This window comes from Flavobacterium caeni (assembly GCF_900101895.1).
GTDB lineage: Bacteria > Bacteroidota > Bacteroidia > Flavobacteriales > Flavobacteriaceae > Flavobacterium > Flavobacterium caeni.
This window is the reverse complement of record NZ_FMVF01000010.1, coordinates 65,390-85,677: the sequence shown is the minus strand read 5'-3', so window position 1 is coordinate 85,677 and position 20,288 is coordinate 65,390. Positions and strand designations below refer to the sequence as shown.

Sequence of the window (20,288 nt, the reverse complement as noted above, 5' to 3'; positions counted from 1 at the left end):
AACCTACGGCATGGCAACACAACGACTCAAATGGCTGCTCTTGATTGGCATGGCGCTGATCTGGGGCAGTTCGTTCATCCTGATCAAAAAAGGGCTGCTCGGGCTTGATCCCTACCAGTTGGGCTCGCTTCGCATCGTGTGCGCGTCGCTGTTCATGCTGATCGTTGGATTTCGGTCGTTGCCCAAGATTCCGGCGGGCAAATGGAAGTTTCTGGCGATGACGGCCATGCTCGGCATCTTTATACCGGCTTATTTGTTTGCGATTGCCGAGACCCGAATCGGCAGTTCGATTGCGGGAGTGCTCAACGCGCTCACGCCCCTCAATGCGCTGATTTTGGGCGGTGTGTTCTTTGGGCTTTCGTTCCAACGCCTGCAGGTGATGGGCGTGACGATCGGGTTCATCGGCAGTTTGATGCTGGTGTTTACGGGCCAGGACATGCAAACCACCACGCATTTCGGACACGTCGTCCTGATTTTTATCGCGACGGTGTGCTATGGGCTCAACGTCAACATCATCAAAAAGTACTTGTCCGATATGGATTCGTTGACGATAGCCACGGGGAATTCGGCCGTTTTGTTGTTGCCATCGCTCGCCATCTTGACCGCCAACGGATTTTTTGGCGTGGTCCATTTGCCCGTTGTGCAGCAAGCCTCGTTGTTTGTGTTGCTGTTGGGCGTGTTCGGCACGGGCGTGGCCAATTTGTTGTTCTTTCGGTTGATCCATCTTTCGTCGACGGTTTTTGCCACATCGGTTGCCTATTTGATTCCCATAGTCGCTTTTTTCTGGGGATTGCTCGACAAGGAATTCCTTTCGCCCATGCAGTTTGTGGGCGCCTGCGTGGTACTTGTGGGCGTATGGCTGTCGGGAAAAAAATAAAGGCTGTCTTTTCGAGACAGCCTAAATTTTTTATTTTTTATTGTTATTTTTTATTGGAAATCGGTGTCCGATACTTTTTCGTTGAACGTGACATCGGTGGTCGTCAGTTCGACTTCTATGCCCAGATTGAGCTTGGTGTGGTGCGGGATCTTGACACCCTTGACTTCGCGGTAGTCGCCCAGCAACACGGTTTGGGTTGTTTTTTGCCCTTCGATGGTCACTTCTTTGGACTCGGCGACCTTGAGCCCGGTTTTGGTGTCGAAATAGTAGGCCGATGTGCCGTCCTTGATAACATAGGCGTCGGTGTCGTTGATGGGTTCGATGCCGTCGAGCACGAGTCCGGTTTTCTTGGCCAGGCCGAGTTCGACAAACGGCAGCGCCTCTTGTTTCATTTCGGTCCAGTCATCGCCCGTGATTTCCTTGCGTTGTCCTTGCACGACACTGTAGGCGCCTTTGTCGTTGACCACTTGTTTCATCATCGACATACCCATGGCCTTGACCTCGCGCATCGATTTGCCCTTGGTGGTTTTGGACGTAAGTTCTACTGGCATGCCCTGAACGGTTCCAGACGAAACGGTCACAACCGATTTGATGCCGCCCAACACTTTTTCGCCGCCAATGGCCTTGAGGTAGTTCCCGATGACGGTTTGGGCCGTCGTGCCTGCCGGAACCGGCTGTTTGGCAACGATCTTTTGCGTAGGGTTGCCGTATTTGTCGAAATACAGGATCGGAATCTTGAGTTTCTCGAGCGCGGGCAACACTTCAGATCCTTTGCCCGTGACAATGATGCGCATGTTGTCGACCAAAAAATATTTGTTGGCCACGCGCAACACATCGTCGGCAGTTACCGCGTTGATGTTTTTGATGTAGTTCTCGTAAAAATCGACGGGGAGTTTTTGCGTTTCGATGTTGAGCGCATACCGCGCGATGGTTTGCGGCTTTTCGATTTGCATTACAAAACGGCCTATATAACCCGCCTTGATGTTTTTGAGGTTTTCTTCGGATACTTTTTCGCTGCGGATGCGCTTGATTTCGTTGACCAGTTCAACCACGGCGCTGTCGGTCACCGCGTTGCGCACCGACGACGTCGCGACGAATTTTTCGACATACTTGCCAAATCCCATGCTCGAATGCGCGCCGTAGGTCCAGCCGTGGGCTTCGCGCAGGTTCATGTTGAGGTAGCCGTTAAAATCACCGCCGAGGATTTGGTTGGCCACGATGGCCGGAAAGAAATCGGGGTGGTCCATCTTGAGGTTCACCGTGTTCACGAGTGCAATTTCTGATTGGACGGCATTGGGCATGTCGACAAAATTGATCTGAAGATATTGTACGTTCTTTGGGTCGGGGTACGTAAAATTGGGCGCAGCGGCGTTGGTCCAACTGGCGAACAGGTCTTCTATTTTTGCCTTCACGGCCCCGGTCTCTACGTCGCCAATGACCACCAGATAAGCATTGTTCGGGACAAAGTATTCCTGGTAATTGGCCTTGACGTCGTCGAGCTGGACGTTGCCGATAGTTTGTTCGCTCAGGTACTCGCCAAATGGATGGTTCTTGCCGTAGGCCAACACGTCTTCGACCCGACGCGCGGTGGCGGGCACGCTCTTTTCGTCGTTTTTGAGCCCTTCGAGCAACTTGGCTTTTTCCTTGTCGAATTCTTCCTGCGTGAAATTAGGATGCAGCGCGGCATCGGCCAACATCTCGAGGATGCGGTCGGCGTATTTGGACAGGCTGCTCGCGCGGGCACCCGATGACGAAAAGTCGATTTCGGCACCCAAAAAGTCTACTTCCTCGTTGAAAGCGTCTTTTGGAATGTTGGTGGAACCATTGCCGAGCAAACGACCCGTGAGCGAAGAAACGCCTTTTTTGTTGCCCTCGGCATAAGGCGCGTTGTCGATGAACAGGTTGAACGACACGCGCGGCAGCTTGTGGTTTTCTACCACGAGTACCTTGAGCCCGTTGGGCAACGTGAAGGTTTGCGGTTTGTTGATTTTGATGGACGGCGACGGTCCTGGCTTGGGCTGTAGTCTGTTTTGTGCTTGCATGATGACGGTAAAGGACAAGCCGAGCAATAAGATGAGCGTTTTTTTCATGATTAGTTTTGGGCTTTGTCTTTAGAAGGGATGTAGTCCAGGATGAGACGTTGGTTCGGGTTCAGGTACTTTTTGGCTACTTCGCGGATTTCTTCGCGCGTGACCGAACGGTAAATGTCGATTTCTGAGTTGATCAGTTTTACATCGCCGTAAAGCAAATAATAACTGGCCAGGTTTTCGGCAATGCCTTCGATGCTGGCGTTGCTGTTGACGTACTGGTTCTCGAATTTGTTTTGCAATTTTTCGAAATCTCGTTCCGAGATCAGTTCGGTTTGGAGTTTGACGATTTCGTCGTCCATTTCTTGGAGCAGGCTTTGGGTGGTGTTTTGGCCGAGCGGTAATCCGTACAACACATAAAGCCCGTAGTCTTCCTGGCTGACGTTGAACGCGCCGATTTGCAGCGCCATTTTTTTATCGTCCACAATTTTTTTGTACAAACGCGAGCTTTTGCCGTCGCTCAACACCGATGAAATCATGTCGAGCACACGGGCGTCGCGCGTTTTCATCGACGGCGTGCGGTAGGCCGCCACGATGGCCGGGATTTGGATGTTCGGGTCCTCATATTCGGCTTTGAGCGTTTGCGTGATGGGCGCTTCGGTAAAGGTTTCGCGTTGGATGGCCGGGCCTTTTTTGATAGGGCCGAAATATTGTTTGATCCACTTTCGGGCCTGTGCACCGTCGAAATCGCCGGCCACGACGAGCACCGCATTGTTAGGGATGTAGAATTTTTTGTTGAACGCCTGGAATTCTTCGAGTGTGGCGGCGTCCAAATGTTCCATCGAGCCGATGGTGGCCCAGCGGTACGGATGCACCTTGAACATGTTTTTCTTGACCTGTGCGATGAAATTGCCATAAGGCTGGTTGTCTACGCGCAGGCGTTTTTCTTCTTTGACGACTTCGTTTTGTGTATCGACGCCAATTTGGTTGATGACCGGATGCATGAGCCGCTCGGATTCCATCCAAAGCCCTAGTTCGAGGCTGTTTGATGGGAACACTTCGTAATAGTAGGTGCGGTCGTCGGACGTATTGGCGTTGTTGACGCCGCCGTTGCCGGTGACGATTTTCATCCATTCGCCGCGTTTGATGTTTTGCGTGCCTTCGAACAGCAAATGCTCGAAAAAGTGCGCGAATCCTGTTCGTTCTGGGTTTTCGTCCTTGGCGCCTACATGGTACATGACCGATGTGATGACCGTTGGGGCCGAAGGGTCGTGGTGGAGGATGACGTGCAGCCCGTTGTCGAGGTCGTATTCTTCGAAATTTACCTTTTGCGCCGTGGCGGCCGAACCGAGCGAGAGTGCTGCACCCATAGCCATAATTGTTTTTTTCATAAGGGTTAACCGGTGTTTTCTTTTTTCCGTTGGTAGGGAATTGGGTATTTTGTTACGGCAAAAGTAGAAAATAAGTCGTAAAGTCATAAGGTCGTAAAGGCGGTATTCAATTGCGATATTGTGTTTGCGTGAGATTTAGCTTCGCTCAGTTCGGCCGTTGGCCTCGGGTGAGATTAAGAGGAAATGATATATAGAGGAGACCCGAGCCTAAAAGGCGAACTGTATGGAGCGCGGCGAAGTAAATGTCTAGTGGATATTCGGTTTTTTGCTCGGTGGGCTTCAGGCATAAATCTAAAAGCGAACGACGGATTTGTTGCGAAGCGACTGATGAATGTTCTTCGTGGGGCTGCGTGAGGGATAGCAGCGGAAATCCTTTTTGTGTAGCGTAGCGGAACAAAAGATTGTAGCGGATAGCCCGACGGCGCTTTGATAAACATGGGTTTATACGAGAAGTTTCTGGCGCCGGCACGCCCAAATAAAAGATGAAAAGCTTTTTTTTAGCCTCGAATTTTCGCTTTTGGACTTTATGACTTTAAAAACTTTATGACTTTTTTCCTCAACGGGTTGCGGGTATGTGATTTAGTTGTATATTTGCGCTCATTTTATCAACAAATAATTTATTGTTATGTACGCAATCGTAGAGATAGCAGGGCAACAATTTAAAGTAAGCAAAGACTCAAAAGTTTTTGTTCACCGTCTTTCGGGCGATGAGGGATCTAAAGTGACTTTCGACAAAGTCCTCCTGATCGACGACAACGGGAACATCACTTTGGGCGCCCCGGCTGTAGAAGGTGCTTCGGTAGAAGCCAAAGTGTTGCAACACTTAAAAGGAGACAAAGTAATCGTTTTCAAAAAGAAAAGAAGAAAAGGTTACAAAAAGAAAAACGGTCACAGACAGTATTTGACGCAAATCCAGATTTCGGGTATTGCTGTTGGTGGTGCTAAAAAAGCGGCTGCCAAGAAAGAAGCTGCACCTGCCGAAGAAGCTGCGCCAAAAGCCGCTGCTGCAACCGGTGACAGAGCGACCGTAAACTTTGGTGAAGACCACGAGTTGAACTACCACCTCAAGAAAAACAACCTTTCACAGTCTAAAGACAACAGAGAAGTTTTGGTGGCTTTGGGTAAAGAAGTGAAAGAAGAATTGGGCAAAAACGTGTTGACACACGAAGAAGTGGATGCCGCAATCGAAAAGAACATCGCGAGATTTACAGAGAAAAAATAATCCTTAAAGATACCATACCATGGCTCACAAAAAAGGCGTCGGTAGTTCGAAGAACGGACGCGAATCAGAATCGAAACGTCTTGGCGTAAAGATTTACGGTGGCCAAGCTGCCATCGCAGGGAACATCATTGTTAGACAAAGAGGTTCTAAGCACAACGCTGGAGAGAATGTTTACATCTCTAAAGACCACACTTTGCACGCAAAAGTGGACGGAGTTGTAAAATTCCAGAAGAAAAAAGACAACAAGTCTTACGTTTCAATCATTCCTTTCGAGGCGTAATTGGACGAAATTATAGGAAAGCCCGCTTGAGAAAGCGGGCTTTTTTTGTTTAAGATTTGCGGTTTTACAGTTTCTCTGTAAGGACGGTATTGAAAAATTTTGTAGGTTGTCCCTAGTACGGGTAGGGGGAGTACGGTTTACCCCTAGGAAATTGCGGTGATATTTTGGTATAGAAAATCTGTAATTTTTGTGAATGTTTTCAATCGGTTTTTTTGGGTTCGTTGTTTCAAAAGTGTAGATTTTCTATAGGTGCTGTATTGAAAAAAATCGTAGGTTGTCCCTAGTACGGGTAGGGGGAGTACGGTTTACCCCTAGGAAATTGCGGTGATATTTTGGTATAGAAAATCTGTAATTTTTGTGAATGTTTTCAATCGGTTTTTTTTGGGTTCGTTGTTTTAAAAGTGCAGATTTTCCATAGGTGCTGTATTGAAAAAAATCGTAGGTTGTCCCTAGTACGGGTAGGGGGAGTACGGTTTACCCCTAAAAAATAAAATCGACATTGGGTTACAGACATTCTGTAGTTTTCGTTAAAATTTAACGCGGCATTTCTAAGCGCTTTACCAAGCGGTTTCTCGCTGACTTTGCGCTTGCCTCAGCAGATTCCAAGTCCTGGCCGGTACGAGCAGAAAAAAATCCCGTTCAAAGAACGGGATCACTCATTTTAATTAATATCAGGATAGGATTAAGCACCGGTATTCCCCGGCGACACCACATTGTGCACCTGAAGTTGCTGGATGTCGCGGTCGAACAAATACAAACCGCCCTTGTCGTCGCCAATGAGGTTGATCTTGTCGAGGATCGCGCGCGCTTGGGCTTCTTCTTCGATCTGTTCGGTCACGTACCATTGCAGGAAGTTGTGTGTGGCGTAATCCTTTTCCTGCAGCGTGATGTGCACCAGGTCATTGATCGATGCCGACACAAAAATCTCATGGTCATGCAATTCCTGGAACATTTCCTTAAACGTCTTGAACGATACGTTGGGCGCTTTGAGTTCAGAGATATGCGCGTTGCCGCCGCGTTCGTTGATGAATTTCACAAGACGCAGCATGTGCATGCGTTCTTCATCCGATTGTTTGTACATGAATTGGGCGACGCCTTCAAGTCCTTTGGCTTCGGCCCAACAGGCCATGGCCAAGTAAATTTGCGACGATTCGCCTTCTATTTTGACTTGCTTGTTCAGCGCGGCTTCGATGGTTTTAGATAGCATGATGGTGGATATTAAAATTGCCCCATAAAGTTAGGTAAAATAAGCCTGGAATAATTTGTATCGGTTCTAAATTTAGCGCTATTTTAGGACTATCTTTTTGGTGACGACGGTATTTTTCTGGTCTTTGAATTGCACGATGTATACACCTGATCGAAGCCCTGTCCGGTCAAATTGGTGTTCGGTGGCTTGGCCCAGTTCGATGGTTTTAGACCGAACATTTTTGCCTTGCAAATCATATACTTCGCAATCGACGGATGCGGTGTTCGGCCAGTAGATGCCGAACATGATTTTGTCATTCGGATAAGTTACCGTAACAAAATTAGCATCTGATTCTACGTCTTTTGTCCCAAGAAAAGCCTGGTCGAACAAAAGGCTACCAATGTTCGCCTGAAAATTAACGATGTCGTTTGCCGCGCTAAACCGCAACCCAATTGTTGCAATATCGCGGTTGGCAAAGCCGCCCAAATCCAATTCCTTCCAGGTCCAGCCGTTGAGCGTGACCAGATCGGCGCCAGGGACTTCATACTTTTGCGTAGGCGCATCGGCAAAGGTCAGAATTACTTTTACGGCACCGTTGTTCGCCACGTCATTGGTCTTGTAGAGTAGATTTCCAGTCGTGGTGGCACCAGTTCCCGTTACGGGAATGTAGGTTTTGTACAGCATCAAATCGATTCCGTTTCCTTGGGGTAAACTTCCAGTAATCTTAAGCGAGCTTCCGCCGTCTGTTGCCTGTTCAAAATCCCATGAAGCTTCAAGGACGTCGCTTTGCGAAAAAGCCCATTGCCAGGTAGGCAAAATATCCTGCTGGTTCATGTCGTGCCATGGCGCATCGGAGACCACCAGCCCGTTTTCAAACTTCTTGAGGCCGTGGCCAGTGTTAAAGTTGGTTGCGAACGGGACAAATCCACTGATCACCGAAGCCTCGGGAATCCAATTCGAAAACCCTTTCCATCCTGTCGCATCAACAATAGCCGGATTTTGGTCGGCGCCTGCAAACATCTTGTTTTCGGCGGCGTAAAAAGCGGCATGGTCGTTCACGTCGTTGTTGAAATTCGAATACATCGAATGGTTGTAAATGCAATTCGGCGCAAACAAGCCGAGCGATGTAAAAGGCGTGGTGGCGTTTTCATGAAGATAACCCATAAAGGTATTGCCGCCCGTCAAAAAGTCGCCCTGATTGCGGTTGGGCCAGATATCTGCCCCGGTAAATACTTCATATTGCGAACGTCCGATGGTTTGTGCGCGTGTCCTTGACATGGTTGGGAACGAATTGCTCGCCCAGAAAAAGTTGATGAAAATGCTGCTGCCCACGCGGGTTTCGAACGTCCCGTCGCCATCGGCGTCGTCCTGAACGAACGGACTGTTGTTCAAATTGAGTCGGTTTTGCCAACCTACGGCGCCGTTGAGTCGCATCGCATCGTACCACATTACTTCTTTGCCCACGGCTTCTACGGCGGTGGTCAAATCGCGCATGAAATCGTGCATGAGTCCAGCAACTGTAGCCGTGGTGGCGGTTTCCTGGTTGACGAACCAGCCGTCGAAATGGTAGTACTGCATGATCTCGACCATCTTGGGTACAGCGATAAAGTTCCCGCCCGCGTCCTGCTCGAGAAAGTTCTGCAACGTCGCGGTCGATCCGCCAAAGGCCGTCGGGGCAAAAAATACGTTGCCGAACACCTTGACGCCGTTTTTGTGCGCCGCGTTGGTCCACGGCGACGACGGCAATTGGATGCTTTGCGACGAAGTCCCGCCAAACCAAACGAGTTTGTCGATGTATGCCCAATGCGTAAAATTGTAGAGGTTAAACTGGCTTTGCTCGCCGTGATAATTGGCAAAATTGTTCATCCCGTCGGGCAAATACGCAATCTGCATGTCGTTGGTCAGCGAAGGATTGAATTGGGTTGCAGGATTGGTGAAACGCGTGGCAAGCGGCACCGTCGAAATCAAATCGGTCGAAGCCGTCGGGCCGTTTTGTGTCCACGCTTTGAGCTCGTCGACGGTCAAAATATACGGCGCGGTGTTGATGATTTGCGCACAAAGGTTGCCGCAAAACAAAAGCGAAAGAAGTACGGGTAGTTTCAAAATAGTGGTGGTTAGTAGTTTGCGTAAATATAAGAAAAGGATTGTGCCGATTTTGCGCAAACGACGTGCAAATTTGATTGGCTTTTATAGATTTCGGCAGTGCGTCATTTTTAACAAAATAGGCAGATTTTCTGTAATCCAATCCCGTTTTATTTTTTTAGGGGTAAACCTTACTCCCCCTTCCCTTACTGGCTACAAGCTACCATTTTTTCCAATACACCCGGTATAGAAAATCTGTACTTTTTTAAAATGCATCCGCTAAAAAAGCGCCCGATGTCTTTAACAAAAACTACAGATTTTCTGTAACCCAATCTCGTTTTTATTTTTTAGGGGTAAACCGTACTCCCCCTGCCCGTACTAGGGACAACCTACAAATTTTACCGATACCCGCCCTACATAAAAACTATAATTTCCCCAAGAAAGCGAACTTAAAAACTAAAAAAGCCGCAAACTTGCGGCTCTAAGTACACGATAACTAAATTATTTCGCCTTGGCTTTCTCAAGCGCCTCGTTGTAGCCTTGCTTAAGGTCTTGTTTGGCCTCGTCGAGTTTGGCCTTGGTCGCGTCGGCCTCTTCATTGACGTTGGTCTTGAGTTTGTTCCACGCCGCTTCGGCTTCATCGGCTGTTTTTTGCGCGGCCTCCTGCGCCTTTTTGTCGCCTTTGGCTACGGCTTCCTTCAAATCGGCTTTGGCTTTCTCCCAGCGCGCCTTGGCCGAATCGGTTTCGATGGCAATACCGTTGGTTTCGGTGGTGGTGGTCGTGACTACGGTGGTGTCGCCGTCTACTACATCGGTGGTCGTGGTTTCTACGGTTTCTTTTTTACAGGCGGTTAGCGCGAGCGCGCCAACCAAAACAAAGGCTGCATTTTTGAGGATTGTTTTCATGTGATTGATTTTTTTGATTGCTTAAAATTACTAATTCCAAACAAAAAACCCTTACACAATTGCAAGGGTTTTTAATATCAAAAGAATTTAATTTTAGTATCTGTAATACTCCGGCTTAAACGGTCCTTCAACCTCTACGCCAATGTACTCTGCCTGCTCTGGGCGCAACGTCTCGAGTTCGACACCCAATTTTGCCAGGTGCAAAGCCGCTACTTTTTCGTCCAGGTGTTTCGGCAACATGTAAACTTCATTCTTGTAGTTTGCGCTGTTGTTCCACAATTCGATCTGCGCCAAAGTCTGGTTCGTGAACGAGTTTGACATTACAAAGCTCGGGTGTCCGGTTGCACAACCCAAGTTCACCAAACGGCCTTCTGCCAAGATGATGATGTCTTTTCCTGCAATCGTGTATTTGTCCACTTGCGGTTTGATCTCGATTTTAGACGCGCCGTGGTTTTTGTTGAGCCAAGCCATGTCGATTTCGTTGTCGAAGTGACCGATGTTGCACACGATGGTTTTGTCTTTCATTTGCTCGAAGTGTGAGCCCAAAACGATGTCTTTGTTACCGGTCGTCGTGATGATAATGTCGGCATTTCCAACAACTGTATTCAGTTTCTTCACTTCGAATCCGTCCATCGCAGCCTGCAACGCACAAATCGGGTCGATTTCAGTCACGGTTACGATAGAACCAGCGCCGCGGAACGAAGCCGCAGTTCCTTTACCTACGTCGCCGTATCCGCAAACGACAACTCTCTTGCCAGCCAACATCACATCGGTCGCACGACGAATCGCATCTACCGCCGATTCCTTACAACCGTATTTGTTGTCGAATTTCGACTTGGTTACCGAATCGTTGACGTTGATTGCGGGCATCACCAAAGTGCCGTTTTTCATTCTTTCGTACAAACGGTGAACACCAGTCGTGGTTTCTTCCGACAATCCTTTGATGCCAGGAACCAATTCCGGGTAACGGTCAAAAACCATGTTCGTCAAATCGCCGCCGTCGTCCAAGATCATGTTGAGTGGTTTTCTGTCTTCGCCAAAAAACAACGTCTGCTCGATACACCAGTCGAATGATTCCTCATCCAAACCTTTCCAAGCATACACTTGAATCCCAGCCGCGGCAATCGCAGCAGCAGCCTGGTCTTGCGTAGAGAAAATGTTGCAAGAAGACCAAGTCACCTCGGCGCCCAAAGCAATCAAAGTCTCGATCAAAACCGCAGTCTGGATCGTCATGTGCAAACAACCCGCGATGCGTGCGCCTTTCAATGGTTGCGACGCGCCATATTCTGCGCGAAGCGCCATGAGTCCTGGCATTTCAGCTTCAGCAAGCTCAATTTCTTTTCTTCCCCAAGCCGCCAGGGAAATGTCTTTTACTTTGTACGCCACGAAAGGCATTGTCGTTGTACTCATTATCGTATATTTGTATTTAGTCAAAAATTTGGCGCAAATTTACGGATTTCGTTTTGAAATCAAACGGGTTTGCCGAAATTTATGAAACATTCGCTCGTCTAACTTTTTGAAAGCCAAACGGATGTATTTGATTGTTTTTTAGGAGCTATTTCCCGCTTTTCGTTGCAATCTTTTCTGCCTTAAAGAAAGGCAAAAAAGGATTTACACTTCAATCGGGGCTAGGGCCTCCGCAAACCGCACGTCCATGCCATTATACCGCACGATACACCACGACCCACATACGCAAATCCACATCTGGAAAATCACCGAGCGCGAGTCCGACCTGCTGTCGCAAGTTACACTCAACGAAAAAAACCAATTGCGGCTCCAGGGCATGAAATCGGAACTGCACCGCCGCGGCTTTTTGAGCGTGCGCAAACTCTTGCAGCACGTCGGCTATTCGGATTTCGATTTGTACTACGACCAAACCGGCAAGCCGCACCTGCACGACGGCCGCCACATTTCCATTACCCATTCGCACGAATTTTCGGCCATTGTACTGAGCGACCAAAACATTGGCATCGACATGGAAAAACAACGCGAAAAAATCAAGATCATCGCCGACAAATTCACGGCGCCGCTCGAAGAAACCTATCTCAATCGCGAATCCGACGATTACATCCAAAAGCTTACCGTGATTTGGGGCACCAAGGAAGCCATTTTTAAAGTCCGCAACGAAATCGGGATCAGTTTTAAGGACCATATCGCTTTGTTGCCGTTTGAAATCAATGACCAAAAGGCAAATGCGATTTTGAGTTTCAACCAAACCACCGCTGATTTTTCGGTCTGCTTCGAGGAAATCGAAAACTTTACGTTGGTCTATGTGGTCGAAAACACCAAGCCATAAGATTCTTGCCCAACGTTTTTCCGCTCAACAGCGACGAATATCCTTTGCAATGGGACGCTTGTACATTCTTTAGCATTCTTTTTCAATTTTCCCTTACTTTTGGGCCGGTTTAATACACCCGATGATTTGCACATTAATTCACATAATCCACATGAAATTAAAAATTACTTTGTCTTTGATTACCTGTCTTTCGATAGGCCATTTGTTTTCCCAAGGTTTCGGCAGTACACCAACCACTTGGCCAATCCCGCAAGGAGGCCATACCTATTCGACGATCAATTATGGCTTCGATGCGCTCGGCGATTCGGCTGGCGGGATTTTAGGCGACCAAACCTGGAGCGTCATGGACATGAACGGCGACGGCAGACCAGATTTGGTGGTCACCGCCCAAACCGTAGAATTCGAACAGTTTTCTAACCAAGCCATCGCTTTCGGCAGCGGAAGCAACCGCTATTGGAAAGTATACCTGAACAGCGGAAACGGATTCAGCGCTACCTCCATCAATTGGCCCATTCCACAAGGTGGCCACACGTATTCGACCATCAATTACGGCTATGATGCGTTGTATGGCATGCCAGAAGGGCAGGTAGGCGACCAAACCTGGAGCGTCATCGACTTGAACAACGACAACAAACCCGATTTGGTGGTAACCGCCGAAACGGTAGAATTCGAACAGTTTTCGAACCAAGCCATCGCTTTCGGTACCGGAAGCAACCGTTACTGGAAGGTGTATTGGAACACCGGAAGCGGTTTCAATACCACGCCCACCAACTGGACGATCCCACAGGGCGGACATACTTATTCGACGATCAATTACGGCTTCGACGCGCTGGCCGATTCGGCAGGCAGCTCTTTAGGAGACCAAACCTGGAGCGTTTCGGATATGAACGGAGACGGCAAACCCGACCTGGTGGTCACGGCCCAAAAGGTCGAATTCGAACAGTTTTCGGACCAAGCCATCGCTTTCGGCAGCGGAAGCAACCGTTATTGGAAAGTCTATTTGAACAACGGCAGCGGATTCGCCACGACATCGACCAATTGGCCTATTCCGCAGGGCGGACACACCTATTCGACAATCAATTACGGCTACGACGCCCTTGCGGCTTCGGCCGAAGGCACGATTGGAGACCAGACCTGGAGTGTTCTCGATATGAACAACGACAACAAACCCGATCTGGTGGTCACCGCAGAGCGTAAGGCATATGCCGGTTTCTCGGACCAGGCCACTGCATTCGGCACCGGAAGCAATCGTTATTGGAAAGTGTTTTTGAACACCGGCAGCGGTTTCAATGCCACTTCGACCAATTGGACCATCCCGCAGGGCGGGCACACCTATTCGACGATCAACTACGGGTACGATGCGCTGGCCGCTTCGGCCGAAGGTACCATCGGCGACCAAACCTGGAGTGTCCTCGACATGAACAGCGACAACAAACCCGACTTGGTGGTCACCGCAGAGCGCAAGGCCTATGCCGGTTTCTCGGACCAAGCCACTGCATTCGGCACCGGAAGCAACCGCTATTGGAAAGTGTTTTTGAACAACGGCACCGGATTCGCCACGACATCGGCCAATTGGCCTATTCCGCAAGGAGGTCATACCTATTCTACGATCGACTACGGCTACGACGCACTGGCCGATTCGGCCGGCGGGAATTTAGGCGATCAAACCTGGAGCGTCCTCGACATGAACAACGATAACAAACCCGACTTGGTGGTCACGGCCCAAACCGTAGAATTCGAACAGTTTTCGAACCAAGCCATCGCTTTTGGCACCGGAAGCAGCCGTTACTGGAAAGTGTTTTTGAATTCAGGGCTTTTGGAAACGGGCAGTTTCACGTCTGATGCCAGCGCGGTTGTGGTGTATCCGAATCCATCGAACGGACAGTTTCATGTAGCGACCCACGCCGAGACAAACGACATCGATTTAAAAGTGGTCGATTTGTCCGGTAGGGTGATATTGCACCAAACAAACAGCAAGACCATCGACCTATCGGGTTTTCCAAAAGGGGTGTACATTCTCAATGTTGGCATTGGAGAAGCATCTTATTCCAAGAAGTTGATGCTCAAATAGCAAACGCACACTATCCTCAATCCCAAATTCTAAAACGAGTTTGGGATTTTTTTTGCCCATTTGTGGCCTTGTTCGGTTGTCCGTGTCTTTTGATCGGGGTTGTGGCGAAAATCCAACTATTTTGTGTTTTGGATATCCGAACAAACCAAACTTTGCGTTTTATTGTCTATTTTTGACGCATAATGCACAATGCCACATGCCCCTAAAATTTTTCCGAACGTTTTTTTTAGTTGCGGTTCTTCTATTTGTTTGCGAACCCATTTTTAGCCAAGCTTCGAATCCCAAAGACTCCAGTTATGTAAGTGAGATTTTGGGCAGGGCGAACGCGCAAAATGATCCCGAGTATTTCATCAAGAGCATGGACTCGGTGATCGCCTATTCGCAAAAAAGAAAGTACGCCAAAGGTATTGCGATAGCCTATTGGCGAAAAGCGGTGAGCTATATGCGGCTCAGCGACGCCGAGAACGCCGAACTGTTCATCAAGAAAAACATCGCGTTCACCAAGCAAAACAAACTCGACAAATACCTGGCCGAAACATTCCTTTTTGCCTCGGCGTTCCACAACCAAACCGCCGATTATGTAGCGGCTTTTTCCGATGCGTCGAATGCGCTCAAAACCTCGCTCAAAATGAAGGACAGTCTTTTTATCGGGCGCAGCTATTTGCAAATAGGACGTTGTTATTCGTTAAAACCAGACCACGCCAAAAGTGAGGAGTCGTTCAAGACGGCCATCGCCATTTTCAGGAAAATCAACAACATCCCGCAACTGCGTGATGCGCTCAGCGAGCTCGCCAAGATCTACGTCGACAAAAAGGAATACCCGACGGCGCTCAAGTTGTTCTCGGAGGCCGAACACACCGCCCCCGAAATCCCGATCGACATCTTCCGGTTGCCACACCTTTACGGCAATATCGCACGTTGTTACAACGAAATGGGCAACAACAAAATGGCGCTCGACTACTATCTGAAAACGCTGGAACTTACCGAACAACTCGGGCCGGGCATGATGGTCATCGATTTGACGACCAGGACGTTGGTGGGCGAACTTTATATCGAGACGGGGCAATACGACCTGGCCGAGAAATACCTCAAGGAGGCGCTCGAACTGGCCAAGGTGACCAATACGCTCGACGATTTGCGGATCCTTTATATGGATTTCAGCGCGTTGTACAAACTCAAAAAGGATTACAAAAAGGCTTATGAATACCATGAGCTGTACGTGACCTATTCCGATTCGATCATGAACCGCGACAAGATGGAGGCGCTCGAAGATTTGTCGGTACAATACCAAACCAACGAGGTCGTCAGTAAAAACAAACTGCTCCAAAAACAAAACGCGTTGCAAAAAGCCAATGCCGAGAAAGAACAGTCGCGTAAGAATGCGTGGCTCATCGCACTTTCGGGGGCTTTGCTGTTGCTCGTTTTGGGCGGATGGTTCTATTACCGCAACAACAAACAAAAGCAGGCCATCGCGGCGCTCGAACGCAACCACATCAAGCAAAAATTGCTGATTACGCAAATGAATCCGCATTTTATTTTTAATTCGATCGAGAACATCCAGGGGTTGATTTATGCAAACAAACCCGATTCGGCCGTCGATTACCTGAGCAAATTCTCGACGCTCACGCGCCAGATTCTCGAACACTCGAACGAGAACTACATTTCGCTTTTCGACGAAGTCCAGATGATCAAGAACTACATGGCCATCCAGCAATTGCTTTACGACAACAAATTCGATTACACGATAGCCGTAGAAGAGGCCATCGAACAGGAATCGCTGTTTTTACCGCCCATGCTTACCCAGCCGTTTATCGAAAACGCGATCAAGCACGGGCTCAACAACAAGGCCCAAGGCGGCATGGTCAACATCCGATTCTACCTCGAGCAAAACAAACTGTTGTTCGAAGTGCTCGACAACGGCAAGGGTTTCGACGGCCAACAGAAGCAAACCAACCACAAATCGCTGGCCATGACCATCACCAAGGAACGGTTGGTGAACTACACCAAGAACAAGGACTTTGTCGTACAAACCGACAACGTCATGGACGGAACCAGCGTCGTGGGTGCCAAAGTGCGTTTCGAAATCCCATACATTTACGAAAACTAAAACCATGCGAGCCGTTGTCATAGACGATATCGAAGCGATCCGAAAGAAAAACATCGGGATCATCAGGGCGCATTGCGCCAATGTGGTCATTGTGGGCGAGGCCGATTCGGTAGCGTCGGGTATTGGGCTCATCGACAAATTGTCGCCCGATTTGGTTTTTCTCGACGTCGAGATGCCCGACGGTACCGGGTTCGATTTGCTCCAAAAAATGCGTCCGTTTGATTTCAAGGTGATTTTTATCACGGGTTATGAAGATTTTGCGATCCGCGCGTTTCGCTTTTCGGCCATCGATTATTTGCTCAAACCGCTCCAGGCCGACGAATTGGTCGAGGCCGTGCAAAAAGCGCAGGACTCGATAGGCAACGACCTTGTCGAGCTCAAACTCAACAACCTGTTCGCCAACCTCGAACGGCCCAAGAACCTGCAAAAACTCGTGCTCAAGACCGCCGATCGGATTTATTCGGTGAACATCCAGGACATTGTGCACTGCGAATCCGATAAAAACTACACCACCTTTCATTTTGTCAATGCGCCGCAACTCGTGGTCTCGACCAACCTCAAGGAATATGAGACCATGCTCGTGCCGTTCCAATTCTTCAGGACGCACCAATCGCATTTGATCAACATGGCCTATTTTGATCATTTTGTCAAGGCCGAGGGCGGCAACCGCATCGTGATGAAGAATGCACACGTGGTTCCGTTGTCGGTGCGTAAAAAGGAAGAATTCCTGATTTTGCTCGAGAACCTGTAGGCCTTTTTTCCCGAAAACGAATTTCCATCCAACCCCGACGAATTTACCGTGGCGGCCAACGCATGTTCATTGGTCAAAACGGGCGTTTGCTTTTGCGCTACTTTCGCTTCCGAATCAAACATCAACGCACGTTCGCCACCAACTCGGCGTGCAAAAATTAACCTAAACAAGAAAAATGAAAAAAATGAAAAATGCGATCATGGCAGCGTCATTGGCACTCTGCTGCATAGGATCGGCGAATGCACAATTGCTCAGGAAACTTTCAAAAGCCGCCGACCAGGCGAGCACGGCCAACGACGTTGTCAAGGCCACGGGCGTCGTAGGAAAAGCGACCAAAGGCAAAATGGTAGGCGGATTGGGCAGCGGCGCCAAACTCAACTGGGGACAGTACAACCAAACGCCGGCGGTCACGTTCAGCTCGTTGCTTTACGGCACACAGGTTTTTTTGACCGGTGGCACGCGTCTGGAAAACTACACCGCAACCTTTGTACCCAATACCAAGGCGGGCGGTGCCAAGGTAGACCCTATTTATGACCAGGAAGAATACCTCAAGGTCAAAGTCTTTAAAGGCGACCAGTTCATCACGTATTTTGAGTACGATGGCGGACAGCAATTCGACGAAGGCAAAAAAATCAAATACAACGCGCCTACGTCACGCTACAAAGTGAACGGCGAATGGGTGGGCGACACCAACATCGACCTCAAGCAATGGGGCGCGGGCAATTACCGTCTGGATTTTGTAGCAGGCGACAAAACGTATTACTCGTTCGATTTCGAGGTGGCCAAACTGACCAATAACGACACCTATTCCGGGACCAACGAAATGTATGTGGCGCGCGGGCCATGGAACAACTTTGCCTACATGAACTACGCCGATACGGGCAACCTGCTCTTTGGCTTTTACCTCACGCACGAGGAATTCAAACCCGATCCGGCCAACGCCAAAAACACGACCAAAAAAGTCAAGTGGAGCGTCAGTTTGCTCAAAGACGGCAAGCCTTATGCGAAACATTACGGCAACGGGCCGAACGCCGCGCAGGTCCGACAAGCCGAATGGGGCGACAACCAATGCGCGTTCAAACTCGTCGACAAACCCAACGAAACGCTCAAGTTTGCGACCCTTGCCGATGGCGCCTACAAAGTCGAGGTGACGGTAGAAGGCGAAGCCAAGCCGCGTCAATACCACTTTGACGTCAAAGACAAGCGCATCGTTCAAATTCCTGAGCAAGACCGCAGCAAGAATACCGATCCGACCCGTTTGATCGAGGGCTGGAACGACTACTTCTGGATGAAACTCGTGAAATAATTTAGTTGGTTGGTCCCGGGCTTTTAGGAGTTCGGGATCATTTTTCAGCATTTGCGTTTGAACGAAGACGCTTACAAAACCTGTTGATAACTTAACGCAAAAGCAAACATTTGTAGATACAAACATTGTAAGTTTGCACGCTAATTATTCGGAAAGCATTTACAAAACAAATCGCTCTTAATTGTAGCGTAGCGGAATCTGAAAAGCTCCATGAGTAGGAAAAATACAAGTTGATAAAAATGAAAAGAATTACCCTGGCGCTTTGCGCGCTTTTTTCACAGTTGATTTTTGCGCAGGACGGCGCGGCCGACACCACTTTTGGGACCAACGGTTATGTCTTGCTCAACACCGACAACGGCGTGACGCTCGACCGTCGCGTACAGCCCGATGGCACGACCATCTACATCCACAACGGCAAGTTCCACCGACTCACCGCCAACGGATTGCCCGATGCGACTTTTGGTGTGGACGGCGCGATCAACATCGTCCAGAGCTATACCAATTATCAAAGTTTTACGGTCGAAAACAACCAGATTACATTGATTTCTAAAGGCACCTACGACAACTACGCAATGGGGCGCTACAATTTTGACGGCACGGTCGATGCCACTTTAGGCACTGGCGGACAAGGTTGGGTTTTCCTCAATGTGGGCACCGACATCAAAGGAAACATTTATTCTGAAAAATCGCCCGACGGTAAAATCTTTATCGGCGGCAACTCGAGCACGGCCTACGGCAGCTACAACAACTATTACATCAGACGCTACAACACCGACGGCACGCACGACAGCAGCTACAACTTCAATTCACATTCCTTGGGCATCAACATCAGCCAAACCTCGATTGGGTATTACACCGAAGAATTTTCGAGCGGGATTAAGGTACGGCCCGACGGGAATGCCGTGATTTATGGCTATTCGGCGTATTACGAAAGTTCGTCGTCGTTTGTATCCAACCGCAAGACGACGGCCGCCATCGTGGCGCCAACAGGCCAACCGATCAGACTGCAGCACAGCTACGAGTCGTTCTACGGATGGAAATACGATTTGGCCTTCGACCAGGACAACAACACCTACATGCTCGGCGGACAAACCAATTTTGGCTCGAATGCGGTACCTTACGCCAGCATCAAGAAATTTACCCCGACGGGCGGCAACGCCAATTCTTTCGGGACAGCGGGCACGCTCGTGGTTTCACTCGACATCGATGCGACGACCAAAGCCGATTTCAGGAAAATCCTGGTCCAACCTGACGGGAAGATTTTATTGGCGGGTATGGCCGTTACGACCACAGCCGGACAAGCGAACCAATTTCCGTATCTGGTCATGGCGCGGTTCCTGTCAAACGGTACGCTCGACACGACTTTTGGCAACAACGGTTACATCCTGCACGACATCGACCACCCGAATACGGCAGCCAACCGCAACAACATTACGCAGTTTTACGCTTCGGCCGATTTTAGTTCGATTTTCATCGGCGGTAACAATTTGCAGAACGCGATCATTCTCAAATACAGCAACCAATCGATGGCGCCATTGGCCGTTCCGGTATTCGATGCGATCGCTCCGATTTGTGCAGGCGATACGGCTCCGGCTTTGGCGGCAGCTTCAAACAACGGGATCTCGGGTACTTGGTCACCAGCGGTCATCGACAATACGACATCGGGAACCTATACCTTCACGCCCGACCAAGGTCAGCATGCCACAACGGCCAACCTGAACGTGACCGTGAACCAGCCCACAACATCGACGGTGACCGAATCGGCTTGCGAAACATTTACCTGGGC

Annotated in this window: 13 protein-coding genes and 2 pseudogenes; 9 read left to right on the top strand and 6 right to left on the bottom strand. The window is 49.1% G+C overall.

Annotated features, from left to right (window positions below; all coding sequences use genetic code 11):
- The first annotated feature begins 10 nt into the window (after positions 1–10).
- Positions 11–877, top strand: a complete 867-nt coding sequence (locus BLP55_RS11110; protein ID WP_091143787.1) for a DMT family transporter — start codon at positions 11–13, stop codon at positions 875–877.
- 50 nt (positions 878–927) lie between these two features.
- On the opposite strand, the gene BLP55_RS11105 is transcribed toward BLP55_RS11110, so the two are convergent.
- Both BLP55_RS11105 and BLP55_RS11100 read right to left on the bottom strand, forming a co-directional pair.
- Positions 928–2,967, bottom strand: coding sequence for a M16 family metallopeptidase (locus BLP55_RS11105; protein WP_244503457.1), 2,040 nt, complete (start codon positions 2,965–2,967; stop codon positions 928–930).
- A 2-nt stretch (positions 2,968–2,969) separates the two neighbouring features.
- On the bottom strand, positions 2,970–4,295 hold the full coding sequence (locus tag BLP55_RS11100) for a M16 family metallopeptidase (RefSeq protein ID WP_091143784.1): 1,326 nt from the start codon (positions 4,293–4,295) through the stop codon (positions 2,970–2,972).
- Positions 4,296–4,920: 625 nt separating this feature from the next.
- Between BLP55_RS11100 and rplU the strand changes: the two are divergent.
- Positions 4,921–5,280: pseudogene (gene rplU, locus BLP55_RS17455) on the top strand (50S ribosomal protein L21); the annotation flags it as partial.
- Positions 5,281–5,536: 256 nt separating this feature from the next.
- Entirely contained in the window at positions 5,537–5,797 is a 261-nt protein-coding gene (gene rpmA / locus BLP55_RS11090) for a 50S ribosomal protein L27 (protein ID WP_091143777.1), read from the top strand.
- A gap of 682 nt (positions 5,798–6,479) precedes the next feature.
- Here rpmA and BLP55_RS11085 read toward each other — a convergent pair.
- The 4 genes from BLP55_RS11085 to ahcY all read right to left on the bottom strand — a co-directional run bounded on the left by BLP55_RS11085 (position 6,480) and on the right by ahcY (position 11,381).
- Positions 6,480–7,004 carry a ferritin gene (locus tag BLP55_RS11085; protein WP_091143774.1) on the bottom strand — a complete coding sequence of 175 codons (525 nt, stop codon included), beginning with the start codon at positions 7,002–7,004 and terminating at the stop codon, positions 6,480–6,482.
- 78 nt (positions 7,005–7,082) lie between these two features.
- Complete coding sequence (locus tag BLP55_RS11080; RefSeq protein ID WP_091143771.1) at positions 7,083–9,086, bottom strand: endo-beta-N-acetylglucosaminidase; 2,004 nt, start codon at positions 9,084–9,086, stop codon at positions 7,083–7,085.
- A gap of 480 nt (positions 9,087–9,566) precedes the next feature.
- Complete coding sequence (locus tag BLP55_RS11075; protein ID WP_091143767.1) at positions 9,567–9,971, bottom strand: hypothetical protein; 405 nt, start codon at positions 9,969–9,971, stop codon at positions 9,567–9,569.
- A 93-nt stretch (positions 9,972–10,064) separates the two neighbouring features.
- The gene (ahcY, locus tag BLP55_RS11070) at positions 10,065–11,381 is read right to left on the bottom strand and encodes an adenosylhomocysteinase (RefSeq protein WP_091143765.1); all 1,317 of its coding nucleotides are present in this window, start codon (positions 11,379–11,381) and stop codon (positions 10,065–10,067) included.
- Between the two features lie 244 nt (positions 11,382–11,625).
- On the opposite strand from ahcY, the gene BLP55_RS11065 reads away from it, so the two are divergent.
- From BLP55_RS11065 to BLP55_RS17020, 6 genes and pseudogenes are all read left to right on the top strand, one after another.
- Positions 11,626–12,267, top strand: coding sequence for a 4'-phosphopantetheinyl transferase family protein (locus BLP55_RS11065; protein WP_091143760.1), 642 nt, complete (start codon positions 11,626–11,628; stop codon positions 12,265–12,267).
- 151 nt (positions 12,268–12,418) lie between these two features.
- A complete protein-coding gene (locus tag BLP55_RS11060) occupies positions 12,419–14,338 on the top strand; it encodes a T9SS type A sorting domain-containing protein (RefSeq protein ID WP_170826850.1) in 1,920 nt (639 codons plus the stop codon).
- A gap of 310 nt (positions 14,339–14,648) precedes the next feature.
- A complete protein-coding gene (locus BLP55_RS11055; RefSeq protein WP_170826849.1) occupies positions 14,649–16,445 on the top strand; it encodes a tetratricopeptide repeat-containing sensor histidine kinase in 1,797 nt (598 codons plus the stop codon).
- A gap of 4 nt (positions 16,446–16,449) precedes the next feature.
- On the top strand, positions 16,450–17,196 hold the full coding sequence (locus BLP55_RS11050) for a LytR/AlgR family response regulator transcription factor (protein WP_091143750.1): 747 nt from the start codon (positions 16,450–16,452) through the stop codon (positions 17,194–17,196).
- 175 nt (positions 17,197–17,371) lie between these two features.
- Positions 17,372–18,502, top strand: coding sequence for a hypothetical protein (locus BLP55_RS11045; protein WP_091143747.1), 1,131 nt, complete (start codon positions 17,372–17,374; stop codon positions 18,500–18,502).
- A 239-nt stretch (positions 18,503–18,741) separates the two neighbouring features.
- Positions 18,742–20,288, top strand: a pseudogene (locus BLP55_RS17020) (hypothetical protein); the annotation flags it as partial.